The 16404-nt window shown below is 70.3% G+C and carries 16 protein-coding genes and 1 pseudogene; 12 read left to right on the forward strand and 5 right to left on the reverse strand.

Annotated elements, in window-relative coordinates:
- Window positions 1–58: 58 nt before the first annotated feature.
- From ACPA54_RS30465 to ACPA54_RS30480, 4 genes are all read left to right on the forward strand, one after another.
- Window positions 59–1240, forward strand: coding sequence for a CaiB/BaiF CoA transferase family protein (locus tag ACPA54_RS30465; RefSeq protein WP_423534616.1), 1182 nt, complete (start codon window positions 59–61; stop codon window positions 1238–1240).
- Window positions 1241–1291: 51 nt separating this feature from the next.
- Window positions 1292–2053, forward strand: coding sequence for an SDR family NAD(P)-dependent oxidoreductase (locus ACPA54_RS30470; protein ID WP_423534617.1), 762 nt, complete (start codon window positions 1292–1294; stop codon window positions 2051–2053).
- A gap of 119 nt (window positions 2054–2172) precedes the next feature.
- Window positions 2173–2931, forward strand: a complete 759-nt coding sequence (locus tag ACPA54_RS30475; protein WP_423534618.1) for a FadR/GntR family transcriptional regulator — start codon at window positions 2173–2175, stop codon at window positions 2929–2931.
- A gap of 105 nt (window positions 2932–3036) precedes the next feature.
- Window positions 3037–4227 carry a cytochrome P450 gene (locus ACPA54_RS30480; RefSeq protein WP_423534619.1) on the forward strand — a complete coding sequence of 397 codons (1191 nt, stop codon included), beginning with the start codon at window positions 3037–3039 and terminating at the stop codon, window positions 4225–4227.
- 265 nt (window positions 4228–4492) lie between these two features.
- Here the strand turns inward: ACPA54_RS30480 and ACPA54_RS30485 are convergent, their stop codons facing one another.
- The gene (locus ACPA54_RS30485) at window positions 4493–5917 is read right to left on the reverse strand and encodes an aldehyde dehydrogenase family protein (RefSeq protein WP_423534620.1); all 1425 of its coding nucleotides are present in this window, start codon (window positions 5915–5917) and stop codon (window positions 4493–4495) included.
- Window positions 5918–6103: 186 nt separating this feature from the next.
- Here ACPA54_RS30485 and ACPA54_RS30490 point away from each other — a divergent pair, with 186 nt between their 5' ends.
- The 5 genes from ACPA54_RS30490 (at window position 6104) to ACPA54_RS30510 (ending at window position 11331) form a co-directional block, all read left to right on the forward strand.
- Window positions 6104–7213 carry a zinc-binding dehydrogenase gene (locus ACPA54_RS30490; RefSeq protein ID WP_423534621.1) on the forward strand — a complete coding sequence of 370 codons (1110 nt, stop codon included), beginning with the start codon at window positions 6104–6106 and terminating at the stop codon, window positions 7211–7213.
- 62 nt (window positions 7214–7275) lie between these two features.
- Window positions 7276–8079 carry an enoyl-CoA hydratase/isomerase family protein gene (locus tag ACPA54_RS30495; RefSeq protein ID WP_423534622.1) on the forward strand — a complete coding sequence of 268 codons (804 nt, stop codon included), beginning with the start codon at window positions 7276–7278 and terminating at the stop codon, window positions 8077–8079.
- 9 nt (window positions 8080–8088) lie between these two features.
- Entirely contained in the window at window positions 8089–9222 is a 1134-nt protein-coding gene (locus tag ACPA54_RS30500; protein ID WP_423534623.1) for an acyl-CoA dehydrogenase family protein, read from the forward strand.
- Window positions 9219–10226, forward strand: a complete 1008-nt coding sequence (locus ACPA54_RS30505) for an acyl-CoA dehydrogenase family protein (RefSeq protein ID WP_423534624.1) — start codon at window positions 9219–9221, stop codon at window positions 10224–10226. Before ACPA54_RS30500 ends, ACPA54_RS30505 begins: the two co-directional genes overlap by 4 nt.
- Window positions 10227–10299: 73 nt before the next feature.
- Window positions 10300–11331, forward strand: a complete 1032-nt coding sequence (locus ACPA54_RS30510; protein ID WP_423534625.1) for an LLM class F420-dependent oxidoreductase — start codon at window positions 10300–10302, stop codon at window positions 11329–11331.
- 363 nt (window positions 11332–11694) lie between these two features.
- Here ACPA54_RS30510 and ACPA54_RS30515 read toward each other — a convergent pair whose 3' ends face one another.
- From ACPA54_RS30515 to ACPA54_RS30530, 4 genes and pseudogenes are all read right to left on the reverse strand, one after another.
- Window positions 11695–11859 carry a hypothetical protein gene (locus ACPA54_RS30515; RefSeq protein WP_423534639.1) on the reverse strand — a complete coding sequence of 55 codons (165 nt, stop codon included), beginning with the start codon at window positions 11857–11859 and terminating at the stop codon, window positions 11695–11697.
- Between the two features lie 8 nt (window positions 11860–11867).
- Window positions 11868–11990: pseudogene (locus tag ACPA54_RS30520) on the reverse strand (family 43 glycosylhydrolase); the annotation flags it as partial.
- Window positions 11971–12741: an SDR family NAD(P)-dependent oxidoreductase gene (locus ACPA54_RS30525; RefSeq protein WP_423534626.1), complete on the reverse strand. Its 771-nt coding sequence runs from the start codon at window positions 12739–12741 to the stop codon at window positions 11971–11973. The gene ACPA54_RS30525 and the pseudogene ACPA54_RS30520, both read right to left, overlap by 20 nt.
- Before the next feature lie 44 nt (window positions 12742–12785).
- On the reverse strand, window positions 12786–13724 hold the full coding sequence (locus ACPA54_RS30530) for an aldo/keto reductase (protein WP_423534627.1): 939 nt from the start codon (window positions 13722–13724) through the stop codon (window positions 12786–12788).
- A 276-nt stretch (window positions 13725–14000) separates the two neighbouring features.
- On the opposite strand from ACPA54_RS30530, the gene ACPA54_RS30535 reads away from it, so the two are divergent.
- The 3 genes from ACPA54_RS30535 to ACPA54_RS30545 all read left to right on the forward strand — a co-directional run.
- Window positions 14001–14840: a sugar phosphate isomerase/epimerase family protein gene (locus ACPA54_RS30535; RefSeq protein ID WP_423534628.1), complete on the forward strand. Its 840-nt coding sequence runs from the start codon at window positions 14001–14003 to the stop codon at window positions 14838–14840.
- Between the two features lie 114 nt (window positions 14841–14954).
- Window positions 14955–15773, forward strand: a complete 819-nt coding sequence (locus ACPA54_RS30540; protein WP_423534629.1) for a FadR/GntR family transcriptional regulator — start codon at window positions 14955–14957, stop codon at window positions 15771–15773.
- 190 nt (window positions 15774–15963) lie between these two features.
- The coding region (locus tag ACPA54_RS30545) for a DegT/DnrJ/EryC1/StrS family aminotransferase (RefSeq protein WP_423534630.1) at window positions 15964–16404 on the forward strand (441 nt) is incomplete at its 3' end.

A 16404-nucleotide genomic window follows, 5' to 3' on the forward strand; every position in this document is an offset into this window, starting at 1 on the left:
TGAATGAGCGCGTGGCTCAGTCTCGATGGCCCGCGGGCGCTTCGGAGGAGGAGTGCGTATGACGTGGCCTCAGGACACCGATGCCCAAGACCCGCGGCTGCCCTTGGCCGGGGTCCGGGTGCTGGACCTGTCCCGGATTCTGGCCGGCCCGCTGGCCGCGACGGTGCTCGCCGACCTCGGCGCCGACGTGATCAAGGTCGAGTCGCCGCAAGGGGACGAGACCCGGCGGTGGGGCCCGCCGTTCCACGGGGCCGACGCCGCGTACTACTTCGCGGTGAACCGGAACCGGCGTGGCATGGTCTTGGACCTGCGCCGGGACGACGACCGCGAAGTGGTCGGGGCGCTTGCCGCCGAAGCCGACGTGGTGATCGAGAACTTCCTTCCCCCGCAATTGGTTTCGCTGGGCCTGGACGTCGTGCGCGACGCGAGCTCGCAAGCGGTCTGGGTCTCGATCCGCGGCGCTTCGGAGGCGGGCCCGCTGGGTGACCAGCCTGGATACGACGCCATGGCGCAGGCGCGGTCCGGGATCATGTCGGTGACGGGTCATGCGTTGACCGGCCCCACGAAGGTGGGGCTGCCGATCGTCGACGTGGTGACGGGCCTGTACGCCGCTATTGGCGCACTCGGCGCGCTGCTCGGCCACCGCAGGGAGGCCGACGGCAAGGCCGCGCGGGTCGAGGTCCCGTTGTTCGAGTGCGGGGTCTCATCGTTGATCAACCAGGCGGCGAACCACCTGGTGGGCGGCGTCGTTCCCGGTCTGCTCGGGAACCTGCACCCCAACGTCGCACCGTACGGTCCGATCCCGACCGCGGACGGCGAACTCGTCCTCGGCGCCACCAGCGACCGGCAGTTCCGGGCACTCTGCGCCGCGATCGGGCGACCGGCGCTGGCCGACGAACCCCGCTTCGCCGACAACCCGGCACGGATCGCCCACCGCGCGGAACTGGACGACCTCCTTGCCGCGGTGCTGATCGGCGCGTCCACGCGTTCCTGGGAGCGCAGGTTTGCCGAAGCAGGGATTGCCTGCGCCCCCGTGAACCGGATCGACGAGGTCTTCCGCGACGAGCACCTCGACGCTGTGGGCTTGGTCCACGAAGTCGGCCATCCGGCGGGCGACGTCCGCCTGGTGGCTTCGCCGCTGCGGATCGACGGCGTTCGCCCGCCGATCCGCCGGGCGCCGCCGCTGCACGGCGAGCACACCGCCGCCATCCTCGACGCGCTCGCCCCCGGCGCGGAGTGACAGCCGCAAATCCCGCAAGCCTCAGACACCCGACGACGCACGGAGTACGACGTGTTCGAGCTGCACGGTAAAACCGCCCTCATCACCGGAGCCGGCCAGGGAGTCGGCGCCGGTGTCGCCCATGTGCTGGCCGCCCAAGGTGCCTGTGTGGCCGTGAACGACATCGACAAGGACCGAGCAGAGGAAACGACCCAGGCGATTCGCCACGTGGGGGGCACCGCGTACGCCCTGCCTTTCGACGTCACGGATCTTGAAGCGGTGCTCGACGCGGTGCGGGGGTTCGAGCGCAAGGTGGCGCCCTTCGACATCCTGGTCAACAACGCGGGCAATGCCGGATCAGGGGCTTTCCGGCCCACCCCGTTCCGCCAGTCCGACCCGGCCGACTGGCGGCGTTTCACCGAGGTCAACTTGTTCGGCGTGATGAACTGCGCCAAGGCGGTTCTGGACGGCATGGCGGCCCGCGGCCACGGACGCATCGTCACGATCGCCTCCGGCTCCGGCGTGATCGGGCAGGCGATCGGGGTCTCCCTGTACGCGGCGGCGAAGGGCGGAGCCATCGCCTTCATGCGGCACTTGGCGGTCGAGAATGCCGCCGACGGGATCACCGCCAACACGATCGCCCTCGGCCTCATCGACCCGGCCGCGAGCGGCCGCGAGGCGACCCATACCCGTGAGATGGCCGCTCGGCTGCCGGTCGGCCGTATCGGGGTGCCGGACGACCCGGCTGCCCTGTGCGCCTACCTGGCATCGGACGAGGCTTCGTGGATCACGGGCCAGACGCTCCATCTCAACGGCGGTTCGTACACCTCGTAAATACCGCCGGACCGCCGGACCCGCCGCCTCGCGAGCCCTCGGGGTACCCCGAGGGCTCCGGCTACGCTATCCCTGTACAGGAATCCTCCGATCGAACAGGGACGCCGGATACTGCCGCGATGGCCGAGACCGCCGACGAGAACCCCGCTGTGACGTCTTGGCGTGCGCCGAAGTCGTCGCAGCGACTCGCCCATGTGTTGGCGCAGCCGATTCTGTCCGGTGAGGTGGGTCCCGGCGAGCGCCTGCCCAATGAGCAGGAGATGATGGCCCGGTACGGTGCCGGGCGTCCGACCGTGCGCGAGGCGCTGCGGCTCCTGGAGACCCGCGGGTTGATCGTTCTCAAGACCGGGCCCGGGGGTGGGCCGATCGTTCGCCGTCCGCCGAAGGCGAGCCTCAGCGAGGCTCTGAGCCTGGTGCTCCAGGTCGAGGGGGCGTCGTTCCGTGATGTCACGGACGCCCGCACCGCGCTGGAGCCGATGATCGCGCGCCGCGCGGCGGAGCGCATCGGCGACCGCGAGTTGGACGAACTCGACGCCAGTATCGCGGCGTTGCGCGCGGACCCGGGCGACCACGAGGTCTTCGTCGCGGAGAACCAGCGTTTCCACACGCTGATCGCGGAGGCCGCGCAGAGTGTCGTGCTGGACGTCTTCGTCAACACGCTGCACGCGATCGCGGACGGTGTCCGGGTCGGTGTGCAGTACTCGGCGCGCAAACAGGCTGCCATCGCCGACGCGCACGAGGCCGTCGTCGACGCGCTTCGTGCGCGTGATCCCGACCGCGCCGAAACGGCCATGCGCGAACACCTCGCCGAGGCCGAGAACTACTGGCGCCACCGCTACCCGGAGCTGATGGACCGCCCCGTGCAGTGGACCTACTGACCCGAAGTCAGCCCGGCGCATTCGGGCGACACGCATCTTCGGGCGCTGGTATTACATGGCTAAGATAGCTAAGTTAGCCCTCGCGAACGATCGAGGGAGATTGCCATGCCCGAATTTCCGCCCGCGCTCTACGACCCCATAGCCCCGGACTTCCAGGGCCGACACGCAGAGGTCTACCGGGCGTTGCGCGATCTGCACCCCGTGTACCGGGAGCCCCGCACTGGCTTCTATGTGCTCTCCCGCCACGCGGATGTCTGGGAGGCGTCCGCGGACTGGGCGACCTTCAGTTCGGTCACCGAAGAAGCCGGCTACCACAAGCCGATGATGGTCGACCTGGATCCGCCCGCGCACAGCCTGATCCGGCGCGTGGTGTCGCAGGCGTTCACACCTCGCCGGGTGGCCGCGTTGGAAGACGCTATTACTGCCAAGGTGCACACGCTCATCGGCGCCTTCGTCGAACGTGGCACGTGCGACCTGATGGCCGAGTTCGCGGCGGTGCTGCCCAGCGATGTCGTCGGCGAATTGCTCGGCGTCCCGGAGGATGTTCGCCCCGGCCTGCGGGAGCACACCGAGCAGCTCATGCGGATGACCGTGCCACACGACGGCAAGGCGGTCGCGGAGCGTGTCTACGCGGTGTTCGAGGACCTGCTGGCGGAACGCCGCCGCCGGCCCGCCGACGACATGATGACCATGCTCATCGCCGCGGAAGTCGACGGCCGCCGCCTCACGCAGGATGAGTTGCTCGGGTTCTGTTTCCTGTTGTTGGTCGGTGGCAACGACACGACGACCAACCTCATCGGCAACGGCATCCGGCTTTTGGACACGCACCGCGACGTCCGAGCCGAACTCGTCGCCGGCCCGGAGCTGATCGACGCGGCCATCGAAGAGATCCTGCGGCTGGAACCGCCGACCCTCACGTCCGGACGGCAGACGACGCGGGATGTGGAACTCCACGGCACGACGATCCCTGCGGGCTCCCGCGTCCAACTCCTCTGGGGTTCCGCGAACCGCGACGAGCGCGAATACCCCGACCCCGAGCGGCTCGACATCCGCCGCCGACCGCGGCACACGGCGTTCGGCCACGGGCCGCACTTCTGCCTCGGTGCACCCCTCGCCCGTCTGGAGGCCCGCATCGCGTTCCGCGAGCTCCTCGGCGCGATTCCCGACTACACCGTGGTCGGGGAGCCTCGGCATGTGCGGAGCTCATGGGCCCGCGGCTTCACTTCCCTGCCTTTGGCGTTCACACCGAGAAGCGCGGCCGAGCCAGGTGGGGTGGCGGAGGCACCAGCGAGCTGACCGCCGGCGACCAGGCCGGCGGCATCGTCCGGGCGGTGGCGCGGCGCGAGGAGGGCCGGTATCGGCTTGCGGAGGTCCACGTCGTACTGGACACCATGCCGGCGGTGCCGTTGGCCGAGGTGAAGCGGCAGGCGCGGGCCATCGGATCGGCGTGGGCGCGCCATGCGGGCGGAGGGGACCGGGACTGCCGGTTCGTTCCGCCCGCTGTCGTCTCGCGCCCGATGCGCGGCGACGTCCGACCGCTTCCGCCGCCGCGCTGCGGCGGCTACCGCTGCAGCGACTGCAGTTGGTAGTACTCCTCAAGGCCGAATCGGCCGAACTCGCGTCCGGTGCCGGACAGTTTCATGCCGCCGAACGGCGCTGCCGGGTTGAAGGCGCCGCCGTTGACGTCGACCTGACCGGTGCGGAGCCGGCGTGCCACGGCGACGGCCGACTCCTCGTCCGGGCCCCAGACCGCACCCGAGAGGCCGTACCGCGTGCCGTTGGCGATCCGTACGGCGTCGTCCGGACCGTCGTGGGGAAGGACGACGAGTACCGGGCCGAAGACCTCCTCCTGGGCGATCTCCGCGCCGGGGTCGGCATCCGCGATGACCGTCGGCTGAACGAAAAAGCCTCGGTCCAGACCCCCGGGGGCCTGGCTGCCGCCGGCCGCGATCCGCGCGCCGTCGGCGGTTGCCCGGTCGATGAAACCGCGGACCCGGGCACGCTGGGCGGCCGAGACGAGCGGGCCCTGCTTGGTCCCCGGGTCGCGGGGGTCGCCCGGGGTGAAGCGGACGGCGAGCGCCGCGGCTTGCTCGACGGCCTCGGCGTAGTGTGCCCGCGGCACGATCAGGCGGGTGAGAGCCAGGCAGGTCTGACCGGAGTTGAGCAGGCAACTGCTCACCGTAGCCTTGACCGCACGTTCGAGATCGGCCCCCGGAAGGACGACGGCGGCGGATTTGCCGCCGAGTTCGAGGGCTACCCGCTTGATCCGGGGCGCGGCTGCGGCCGCGACTGCCTGGCCGCCTTGCGTCGAGCCGGTGAAGGACACCATGTCGACGTCGGGATGCGCGGCGAGCGCGGCGCCGACCTCCGGGCCGAGGCCGCTCAGCATGTTGAACACCCCGGGCGGGAGGCCGGCTTCGTCGATCGCCTCGGCGAGCAGGTAGGGGACGAGAGGCGCCACCTCGCTGGGCTTGAGCACGACGGTGCTTCCGCTGAGCAGCGCCGGGACGACCTTGCCGAGGATTTGGAGCAGCGGATAGTTCCAGGGGGTGATCGCGGCGACCACGCCCACGGGGGAGCGGTGCACGGTCGAATTGCCGACGCGGACGGGGTCTTCGATGCCTTGCGCGGCGTCGAGAAAGCCGGTCACGGCGGCCAAGGGCAGGTGGGTCTGCAGCTTGTCCGCGATGCGCAGCGGCGTCCCCACGTCGCCGACCACCGCGTCGGTCAGGCGATCGGCGCGCGCTTCGAGGGCTTTGAGCAGGGCGCCGACGGCGGCGATGCGCTCGGGCTGGGGGACCTGCGCCCAGTCGTCCTGGGCGGCATGCGCGGCCGCGACCGCGAGGCCGGCGTCCGCCGGGGAACAGCGGGGGACCCGCGCGAGCAGCTCTTCGGTTGTCGGGTCGACCACATCGATCAAGTCGTCGGTGGCGGCCTTGCGCCAGCGTCCTGCGACGTAGATCGCTTCTGGCGGGGAGTGGGACATCACGTCCTCCTGGTGCGGCGGAGTGCGACGTTTCGTACGCCGGCGGCTTCCGCTCTTGACGTCTCCCGCAATCATGTATTTCATGTGCAGGAATTACAAGATCCTGGCATCGTCGGACCACCGCCCGCCGGCCCCCTTCGGTCGGCCTCGGTTTCGCCGTCCGGCGCGATCCTGGAAGGCCGACCCGTGTTCGACGGACGCATAGCGCAGTTCACCGCCCCGAACGAGCCGTTCGTGATCCGCGAGGTGTCGCTCGCGGGGCGCGGACTGCTGCCTGGGGAAGTCCTGGTGAAAGTGACCCGGGCCAACATCTGCGGCAGTGACCTGCACGCGTGGCACGGCCGGTTCAACACCCGGGGCCTCGGGGGCAAGCTGCCCACGGTGCTGGGGCACGAGATGGTCGGGGTCGTCGCGGGACTCGGCGACGGGGTCACCCACGACACCGCGGGCGGGCCGCTCGTCGAGGGCACGCGCGTGGTGTTCCCGTACTTCTTCCCCTGCCACACGTGCCGGTACTGCGTGACCGGGCGGCGTGCCGGATGCGCGCGGATGAGCATGGCGATGCTCGCCAGCAGCGCCGAGCCGCCTTACTACGTCGGCGGCTTCGCCGACTACTTCCTTCTCCCGGCCGGTGCGCTGCTCTACCCGGTCCCCGAGACGCTCTCCGACGAGGTGGTCAGCGGCGCGAACTGCGCCCTGTCCCAGGTCATGCAGGCCTATGACCGGGCGCAATTCACCTTCGGGGAGACCGTGGTGATCCAAGGCGCGGGCGGGCTGGGCCTGTACGCCACCGCGCTCGCCAAGGCCCGCGGCGCCGGCGCGGTGGTGGTCGTTGACACGGTCCCCGAACGCTTGGAGCTCGCGCGGGAACTCGGCGCCGATGCCGTGGTGGACATCGGCGCCGAGCCCGACGAACGCAAGCGGGTCAGGCGGGTCCAGGACCTCACCGGCGGGGGTGCGGATGTCGTGGTGGAACTCGTCGGCTCGCCCGGGGTGGTCGGCGAGGGCATCAAAATGCTCGGCCGCTACGGCCGGTACCTGAGCGTCGGCAACATCGGCCACGGGCAGACCTACGAGGCCGACCCCTCCCGGCTCACCCTCACCAACAAAAGCATCATCGGTGTCTCGCTGTACGAGCCGGACGCGCTCGGCAAGAGCCTGCGCTTCCTGGACTCGGTCCGCGACACCCTCCCGAAGCACTGGCTGGAGAGCACCGCGTTCCCGTTGGCCGACATCAACGAGGCCTTCCGCGCGGCGGACGCGCGGGAAGTCGTCAGGGCCAGCATCGTGCCGTGAACCCGGCCGACGCGCCGACTCGCCCGACCGAGACCCCAGCCGAACCGCACCAAGGAGAGACCATGAGCACAACGGGACCGGACACCCCGGATCTGGACTACCGGGTCACCGACCACATCGCGGTCATCACCCTGAACCGGCCCCACCACAAGAACGCCTTCACGCTGGAGATGGTGGACGCCTGGGCCGACGCGCTGCGCCGCGCGGAGCAGGACCCCCACGTCCGCGTGGTCGTGGTGACCGGCGCCGGGAACGCGTTCTGCTCCGGCGTCGACCTGGACGTCTTCGCCGAACGCGAGCGCACCCCCTGGTCCGAGAAGACCCTGCTCACGAGCCGCATCCACCAGGTCGCCTTCGCCGCCGAGGCCCTGACCAAGCCCTACATCGCCGCCGTCAACGGCGTCGCCGTCGGTGCGGGCATGGACATGGCGCTGATGGCGGACATCCGGATCGCCGCGGCCTCGGCCCGGTTCAGCGAAGGCTACGTCCGCGTCGGACTCGTGCCCGGCGACGGGGGTTGCTGGTACCTGCCGCGCATCGTCGGCACCGCCGCGGCCCTGCGCCTGCTGTGGACCGGCGACTTCGTCGCAGCCGACGAAGCGCTTGCCCTCGGCCTTGTGAGCGCGGTGCACCCGGATGACGAACTGCAAAACGCGGCGGGTGCGTTCGCAGCCCGCTTGGCCGCGCAACCGCCGATCGCGGTGCAGCTCATCAAGCGGGCGGTGCGCGAGGGCGAGCGGCACGACCTGCGCACCGCGCTCGACCTGATCTCCTCGCACCAGGCCGTCGTCACCTCCACACGGGACTCGCAGGAAGCCATGGCGGCATTCCGGGAGAAGCGCCCCGGCACCTACACCGGCCGCTGAGGAGGCACCATGACCCCCCAGGCGACCTCCGCAGCGGCCCGGGCCCCGCAGGACGGGCCGCACCTCGACGAACTGCGGCAACGGATCCGCGACCTGACCGGCCGATGGCAGGCCGAAGGCCGCTACGAGCCGCGCAGCGACAACTGGATGCGCGGCTTCGACCCGGACTTCAGCCGCGAACTCGCCGCCCAAGGCCTCATCGGCATGACCTGGCCGCGCGAAGTCGGCGGAGGCGGCCACAGCCAGCTCGCCCGCCTCGCCGTCAACGAGGAACTCCTGCGCGCCGGCGCACCCGTCGCCGCGCACTGGATCGGCGACCGGCAGATCGGCCCCGCCGTGCTCCGGCACGGCAGCCCCGAACTCCAAGCCGAGATCCTGCCCGGCATCGCCGAGGGAAGGTCCGTCTTCTGCCTCGGCATGAGCGAACCCGACGCCGGATCCGACCTCGCCGCCGTGCGCACCACCGCCGTCCCGACCGACGGCGGATGGCGCGTCAACGGCCGCAAGATCTGGACGACCGGCGCCCACAAGGCCACTCACGCCTACCTGCTGGCACGCACCGAACGAGGCGAGCGCAAGCACGAAGGGCTCACCGAGTTCATCGTCGACATGGACACGTCAGGTGTGGCGGTGTCGCCCATCGTCGATCTGTCCGGCGCGCATCACTTCAACGAGGTGGTGTTCACCGATGTCTTCGTCCCCGGGCACCGAATCCTCGGCACCGTCGGCAACGCCTGGCGGCAGGTGACGGAACAACTGTCCTTCGAACGCGGCGGACCGGAGCGCTTCCTGTCCACCTACCCGCTCTTCGCCCTGGCGCTCGGTCATGCCGGGCCCGAACAGAAGGCCCCGCTCGGCCGACTGGTCGCCCGGCTCGCGACGCTGCGCCGCCTCGCCCGGAACGTGGCGGAAAGCGTGGACGCCGGCGCGGCTCCCGTGGTCGAGGCCGCGACGCTGAAGTACCTCGGGAATGCCTTCGAGAACGACGTGATCGCGCTCGCCCGCGAATCATGCGGCCCGGACCGGCCCGAGGTGACCGCGGCGTGGGGTCAGGCGCTCCTGGCTTCCCCGGGTTTCACGATCCGGGGCGGCGCCGCCGACGTCCTGCTCTCGATCATCGCCAAACAGGAGACCCGCCCATGACCGACAACGCACGCGAGCTGCGGGGACTGGTCGCCGACGTGGTCGACGGCGTCCCCCTCGACGAACGCGGCTCGGACCGCCTCTGGGCGACGCTGCGCGACCTCGGACTGCCGCTCGTCGGCGTCGACGAAGCCCGCGGCGGATCCGGCGGCACGTTCGCGGAGTTGGCGGTTGTCGTCCGTGCGCTGGCCGAGCGGGCCGTGGGGCTTCCCGTCGGCGAAAACGCCCTGGCCTCCTGGGTCCTGGCGCACGGCCGAAAGGTCGACGGCGACGACACCACAACCCTCGCCTTCGCCGTCGACGGCGAGTACCGCGAGGACATGGCGGTACTGCGCATCCCGGCCGTGCCGTGGCTGCGCCGGAGCGGAGGCGTCGTCGTCTACAGGGGTGGCGACGACGCCTCCTTCATCGAGACGGGAGACGGCGTCGAGGTGGACGGGGCGGAAAACCTCGCCGGCGAACCCCGCGACACGCTGTCCGTCATCGGCGCGGTGGGCACGCCGCTGCCTTTCGCGCCGCCGATGCCGGAGGTCCGCGGCCGGTACACGGTGCTGCGCGCCGCCGCCGTCGCCGGAGCGGCGGAAGGCGCCTACCGGCTCACACGCGACTATGTGATGCAGCGCGAGCAGTTCGGCAAGCCGCTGTCCCGCATCCCGGCCGTCGCGGCCGGACTGGCTGCCATGAAGGTCGCGCTCGTCCAGGTCGACGCCGCGGTCGACCGAGCCGTCGGGCTGCACACCACGGACGCGACGACGCGCCGCCGCCTCACCGCGGCAGCGGCCGCCGCGGTCACCGCCGCCGACACCGCCGCGGTCTGCGCCCGCACCGCACACCAGCTCCACGGCGCCATGGGCGTGACGCACGAATATCCGCTGCACCACTACACCAAGCGCCTGTGGGCGTGGCCCGGCGAAGTCGGCTCGGAGACGCACAGCGCCGAATACCTCGGAGCCCAGGCACTCGCGCACGGTGAGGCCGCGCTCTGGGACGAACTCACCGCCTAGCCGGACGCTTTTCGTGCGCGCGGCCGTGTCCAGCGCTCACCTACGGATCGCCGCAGAACAGGACCTGCCTGCCATGCCTCACCCTTCGCAGCACCGCTACGGCATGACCCTTCCCGTGCCGGCCCCGCTGGGCGAGCACCCCGCCATCGCCCGCAGGCTGACCGAGGCGGGCTACACGGATATCTGGAGCATCGAGGTCGACGGCCTCGACGGCTTCACCCCACTCGCCCTCGCCGCGACCGGCGCGCCCGGCGCGCACCTGGGGACGGCCATCGTCTCCCCGTTCACGCGCGGCCCGGCCCTGCTGGCGATGACCGCCGCATCCTTGGCCGAACTCGCGCCTGGACGCTTCCACTTGGGGTTGGGCGCCGCCTCGCGCCCGATCGTCCACAACTGGAACGGCGCGGCCTACGACAAGCCCTATCAACGGGTACGGGACACCGTGCGCTTCCTGCGCGCGGCACTCGCGGGGGAGCGGGTCGCCGAGCGCTACGAGACCTTCGAGGTCCAAGGCTTCCGCCTCACCCGGCCCCCGCAATCGCCGCCTCCCATCTATCTGGCCGCGCTGCGCGAGGGCATGCTCCGGTTGGCCGGCCGCGAAGCGGACGGAGCCATCCTCAACTGGCTCTCGGCGGACGACGTGGCGAAGGTCGCCCCCTACGTCCACGAAGGCGGCCCGGGCAAGGAAATCGTGTGCCGGATGTTCGTCTGCCCCACGGGCGACGCCGACGCGGCCCGCGCGGCATTCCGCCGCATGGTCACCTTCTACCTCAACGTGCCCGGCTACGCCGCCTACCAGCGCTGGCTCGGCCGCGCCGACCAACTCCAGCCCATGTGGGACGCCTGGGCCCGAGGCGACCGGCGCGAAGCCTTGGCCGCAGTCCCCGACGTCCTGATCGACGACCTGCTGGTACACGGCACCCCCGACCAGTGCCGGGCCCATATCCAGCGGTACGTCGCCTACGGCGTCACCGTCCCGGTCGTCATGCTCGTCGACGCCGGCGACGGCGCAGATCCGGTCGAACAGGCGCTGTCCCTCGCACCTGTTGAGAAGCCCGCTCGGCAAATACCGGGTGCCGGGACCGAATTGGTCGGTGAACACTGAGCCGACCGCATCGGCGCAGAGGTTCGTGTGCGTCGACGGCCGGGGGAGTCCGCTCCGCGCGAAGCTTCCGGAGGGGGAGTCGGCGGCGCGCGGTGATGCCGGATCCAGGGTTGCCGTGTCCGCGCGGTCAGCCAGGCGACGAGTGTTGCCCGTGTGCGCGTGAAGGCAGAGCGGCCGGGACGGTTCAGGTGCCCGTGCCTGTTCCCGGTTTCGTACGACTGACTACGCACGGAACGGCGAACGCAGCATGTTCCGGCGCTCATGACGACGACACCGCCGCGTGGTACCGGTGACCCGGGCACCACGCGGCGGTGGCTGTTGGAGGCCGAGCGCGATTCGCCACGCGACGGCGGGCGGCGAGAGTCAGCCGGTCGTGGCGGGGCGGGCGGTGTACGTGAACTTGGTGACCACCGCGCTGCTTTCCAGAGCTTCGATGCCGATGACCCGGCCGGTGAAGCCGGAGGCGACTTCGGTCGACAGGTACCGTCCGTCGATGCCGGCCGGCCGACGGAACTCGCCGTCCGCCACGTAGCCGAGTACTCGAACGTCGACGTTGCGAGGTAGTAGTCGTCGCCTGCCCGGCAGATCATCGGATCGGGGTGGAAGCCCGGCAGGATGGGTTGCCGCTCATGACACGACCTATCCCGCGGTGACGCCACTGTCGGTGGAGAGCACGGCGCCGTGGATGTTGCGGGCTTCGTCGGACGCCACGAAGCAGAACAGCGCGGCGACGTCCTCGGCCTGCGCCATCGGGCGCGGGGTCCCGTAACGGCCCATCAGGTCGAATTCCACATCCGACGGCACCTGGAAGCCGCTCACGAGGGGCGTCTCCACGCCGCCCGGAGCGATGGCGTTGACGCGCAGGGGAGACTTGATGAACTCCCAGGCGAGAGAGCGGGTCATCAGCACCACGGCACCCTTGGACATGCAGTAGGCCACGGTGTAGGCCTGCCCCATCAGCCCGGCGTTCGAGGCCACGTTGACGATGTTGCCGCCGGTCTCCAGCAGGTGGGGGATGGCCGCCTGGGACAGGAAGAAGCAGGCGTCGGTGTTGACCGCCATCATCCGCCGGTAGTCCGCTTCCGAGACGTCGAGTACGTGCTCGGCGCGCGCGATGCCGGCGATGTTGCCCAGGATGTCGAGGCGTCCGAACTGCTGGACCGCTTCGGTGACGGCGGCGAAACACTCGTCCCGGAGGGTGACATCCGCGACCCGGGTGACGACCTTCCCGGGCAGCTCGGCGGCCGACTCCGCGGTCTCGGCCAGGCGTTCCGCGGCGATGTCCACGGCGAGGACGCTCGCGCCTTCGGCGGCCAGCCGAAGAACGGTCGCCTGTCCGATGCCGGACGCGGCACCGGTGACCAAGGCGCTCTTGCCCTGAAAGCGTTCCGGAGCGGGGGCAAATGACATCGTGCTCTCCTTCGTTCGGTGTGGGGATTGCGGAATCGGACCGGTCACCGTGTGGCGGCGGCCTCGCCGACGGCGTCGAAAAACAGATCCTGGGGCAGAGTGCACAGCGCGGCCGCGTTCGCCGTCACTTGCTCCGGGCTCGTGGCTCCGACCAGGACGGTGGCCACCGACGGTTGCATGGCGAGCCAGGAAAGGGCCAGGCCTACGAGACTGATGCCGGCATCGTCGGCGAGGGCGTGCAGCCCCTCGACCACGGCGAAGTTCTCGTCCGTGGCCACCGAGGCGAAGTAGGGAAGGCTCGCCAGCCGCGACCCCTCGGGGTACGCCGCGTCGCGGCGGTACTTGCCGGTCAGCAGGCCCGACGCGAGCGGGTAGTACGGGATGACACCGACGCCGAAGCGTTCAGCCGCGGGCACCAGTTCGGATTCGGCGCCGCGGGTGAGCAGGTTCCATTCGACCTGCACGGCCGAGAACGGGACGAAGCCGCGGGACCGCGAGATGTGGGCGGCGTCCGCAAGCTGCCACGCGGCGACGTTGGAGACCGCGGTGTACCGGATCTTGCCGGCGGCGACCAGCGTGTCCAGTGCGTGCAGCGTCTCTTCGAGCGGCGTGTCCGGGTCGGGGTAGTGCTGGTAGTAGAGGTCGATGTAGTCGGTGCCCAAGCGGCGCAGGCTGCTCTCGCAGGCCCGGATGATGTGGCGGCGCGACGCGCCGCCGCCGTACGGACCGGGGGAGGTCGGAGCGCCGAACTTCGACGCGATGACGACGTCCTCGCGACGCGCGCCGAGGGCCTTCCCGAGGAACTCCTCCGAGCGGCCCTGGGCGTAGATGTCGGCGGTGTCGAAGTGGGTGATCCCGGCTTCCAGCGCCGCGTCGACGACCTTCGTCGCCGTCTCCTGGTCGATCTTCATGCCGAAGTTGTTGCAGCCCAGGCTGAGCGAGGACAGCTTGAGGCCGGACCGGCCGACCGTGGGGTAGTGCACGGGTTACTCCTGTGAGTGGATTCTGGGGGCATGCCGGAGAGGCGTTGTGCCCGCGCCGCGGGTCAAGTTCGGGACGCCGCCCGGACCGCATCGCGGTGACCACCTCGGCTTGCACGCTCTGGCGGCGGCGATCCTGCCGAGAGCCGGAGGCTGCGTTCCGGGTGCCCCATCTTTCAGGCCGACCCGGGGAATCTTATGTGTATCGCGTACGCAAAGGAATGGGTTGCAGGTGGTCTGCACGGCGCCGATCATAACTATGTTAGACATGTTTATTTTATGACTGCTGTGCTGTGCTCCGCGACGCTGCGCCGAGCCGATCTGCCGACGACTGCCCGGGCTGCCGCCGCCGCCGGGTTCTCCGGGATCTCGGTGTTCGTTTCCGAGTACTGGGAAGCCCGTGCCGCGGGCTGGAGCGATGCCGCGCTGCGCGGCCTCCTGGGCGAACTGGGCCTGACCGTAGCCGAAGTGGACGGACCTATGGCCTGGCTTCCGGGCCACGACGCGTTCGCCGGCCACCGCCTTTACGGGCCCGACGAGTTCGCGCACGTCGCCGAGGTCCTCAGCGCGCGCTCGGTGACCGTGATCGAGGTGGCGGGTGCGCCGGTGCGCGAGGACCCGGCCGCCGTTGCCCGAAGCTTCGCCGCGGTATGCGACAAAGCCGCAGATGCCGGGGCCGTCGCGCACATCGAGCCGTTCGGCTGGTCCGGGATACCGGACCTGTCCACCGCATGGGAGATCGTCGAACGCGCCGCGCACCCCGCCGGCGGCCTACTGCTCGACACGTGGCACGCGCTGCGCGGCCGCGACCGGTCGGGGCTGCCGGGCCACATACCGGTGGAAGCGGTCCTGGGCATCCAAGTCGGCAGCGCCGCAGGGCAACCCGCCGACGACCTACGGAAGGAGGCCGTCACGGCCCGGCTGCTGCCCGACGCCAACGACCCGGCCTTGCGCGCGTTGCTCGCCGACCTGCACCGGCGTGGCTGTATTGCTCCTTGGGGAGTGGAGGTGTTCTCGGACGAGCTCAATGGACTTCCGCCACATGCCGTTGCGCGGGCCGCTGCGGAGGCGTACGGACGCCTGCGCAAGGCGGTGGATGCGGACAGCCTCCCGGCATAACGGACCGCGGCTGACCATGCGCCCGCGACGAGCGCCCGCTGGATATCGTGAGAGGGTCATGATCCATGTGCGACGGCCGGTGCCCGGCTGGCCCGACCGGGAGTGAGCCTGCAAGTGGACCGCGAAGCCGAGGGGCCCCAGGCCGGAGGCGTCCCCGACTGGGAACCCCGTAGCCGAGCCGTGGCCGAGGCGGTCGCGAGTGTCCTTCGGCGGCGCATCCTGGACGGCGTGCTCGAAGACGGCGACGTGCTGCCGAAGCAGGACGATCTGCTGGCCGAGTTCCGGGTGGGCCGGACCACGCTGCGGCAGGCGATGCGGATCTTGGAGACCGAAGGCTTGGTGACGGTGCGCCGGGGCAAGATCGGCGGAGCCGTTGTCCATGCGCCGCGCCCGCAGGACGCCGCGTACATGTTCGGCATGGTGATGCACAAACGCCGGGTCCCGTTGGAGGACCTGTCGCTGGCCTTGCGTTCACTGGAGCCGGTGTGCGTCGGCCTCTGCGCGCGGCGTCCCGACCGGGATCATGCGGTCGTGCCCGCGTTGGAGGCGGTCCACGACGAGATGCTCCGGCATCTCGACGACGGCGCGGTGTACGTCCGCGCGACCCGTCGGTTCCATGAAGCGATCGTGCGTACGTGCGGCAACCAGACGATGCAGATCCTGCTGTCCGCGATCGAGGAACTGTGGAGCCGGCAGGAAGCGTTGTGGATGAGCAAGGGCCTGCGTGAGACGGGCCGAACCACCCGGCTGGCCGGCGCTCTCGAGCATGCGCAGCTGATCGAACTCATCGCGGCCGGGGACGAGGTGGGCGCCTACCGTCTGGCGGTCCGTCACCTTGAAGGCGCACACGCGTTCCCCTTGAGCACGCACGGAAGCCATCCGGTCGAGGCCGGGGAGCGCGGCCCCGTCGACGGGCCGATCTCCGCCTCCTGACCGGGGCGACAATCACCGCGCCGGAGCCTCCAGCGGGGGCGTGTGACCGGCATAACATAGCTATCTTTTGAGTCCCCACTTGCCGTGTCTCGCTAATCATGGCCATGATGACCATGTTTTAGGGTGAGCCTTGTGTCCGCTGAGTGCATTCCCTCCGGGCCCGCATCCCCTGGGTCGTGAAAGGACTTCGATGACTGACGACAAGCGCGTGCTGTACATCTCCGCCGTCTACGACGAGGCCGAGATCGAAGCGGTCACCCGTGTCCTGCGCAGCGGGAAGCTCGGTATCGGTGCGAATGTCGCCGAGATGGAGCGCCGGGTGGCGGAGATGACGGGCAAGCGGCACGGGATCATGTGCAACTCGGGTTCGTCGGCGCTGTATTTGGCGGTCGAGCTGCTGGATCTCCAGCCGGGTGACGAGGTGATCACCTCGCCGCTGACGTTCTCCACGGACGTCGCGCCGATCGTGCGTGCGGGTGCGGTGCCGGTGTTCATCGACGTGGAGCCGGACACGTTCAACGTGGACGTGTCGCTGCTGGAAGCGGCGGTGTCGGACAAGACGAAGGCGATCCTGCTGCCGAACCTGGTCGGCAACGCGCCGGACTGGGACGTGATCCGCGAGGTCGCGGAC

It is taken from the genome of Uniformispora flossi (assembly GCF_049534875.1).
GTDB classification, from domain to species: Bacteria; Actinomycetota; Actinomycetes; order Streptomycetales; family Streptomycetaceae; genus Yinghuangia; species Yinghuangia aomiensis.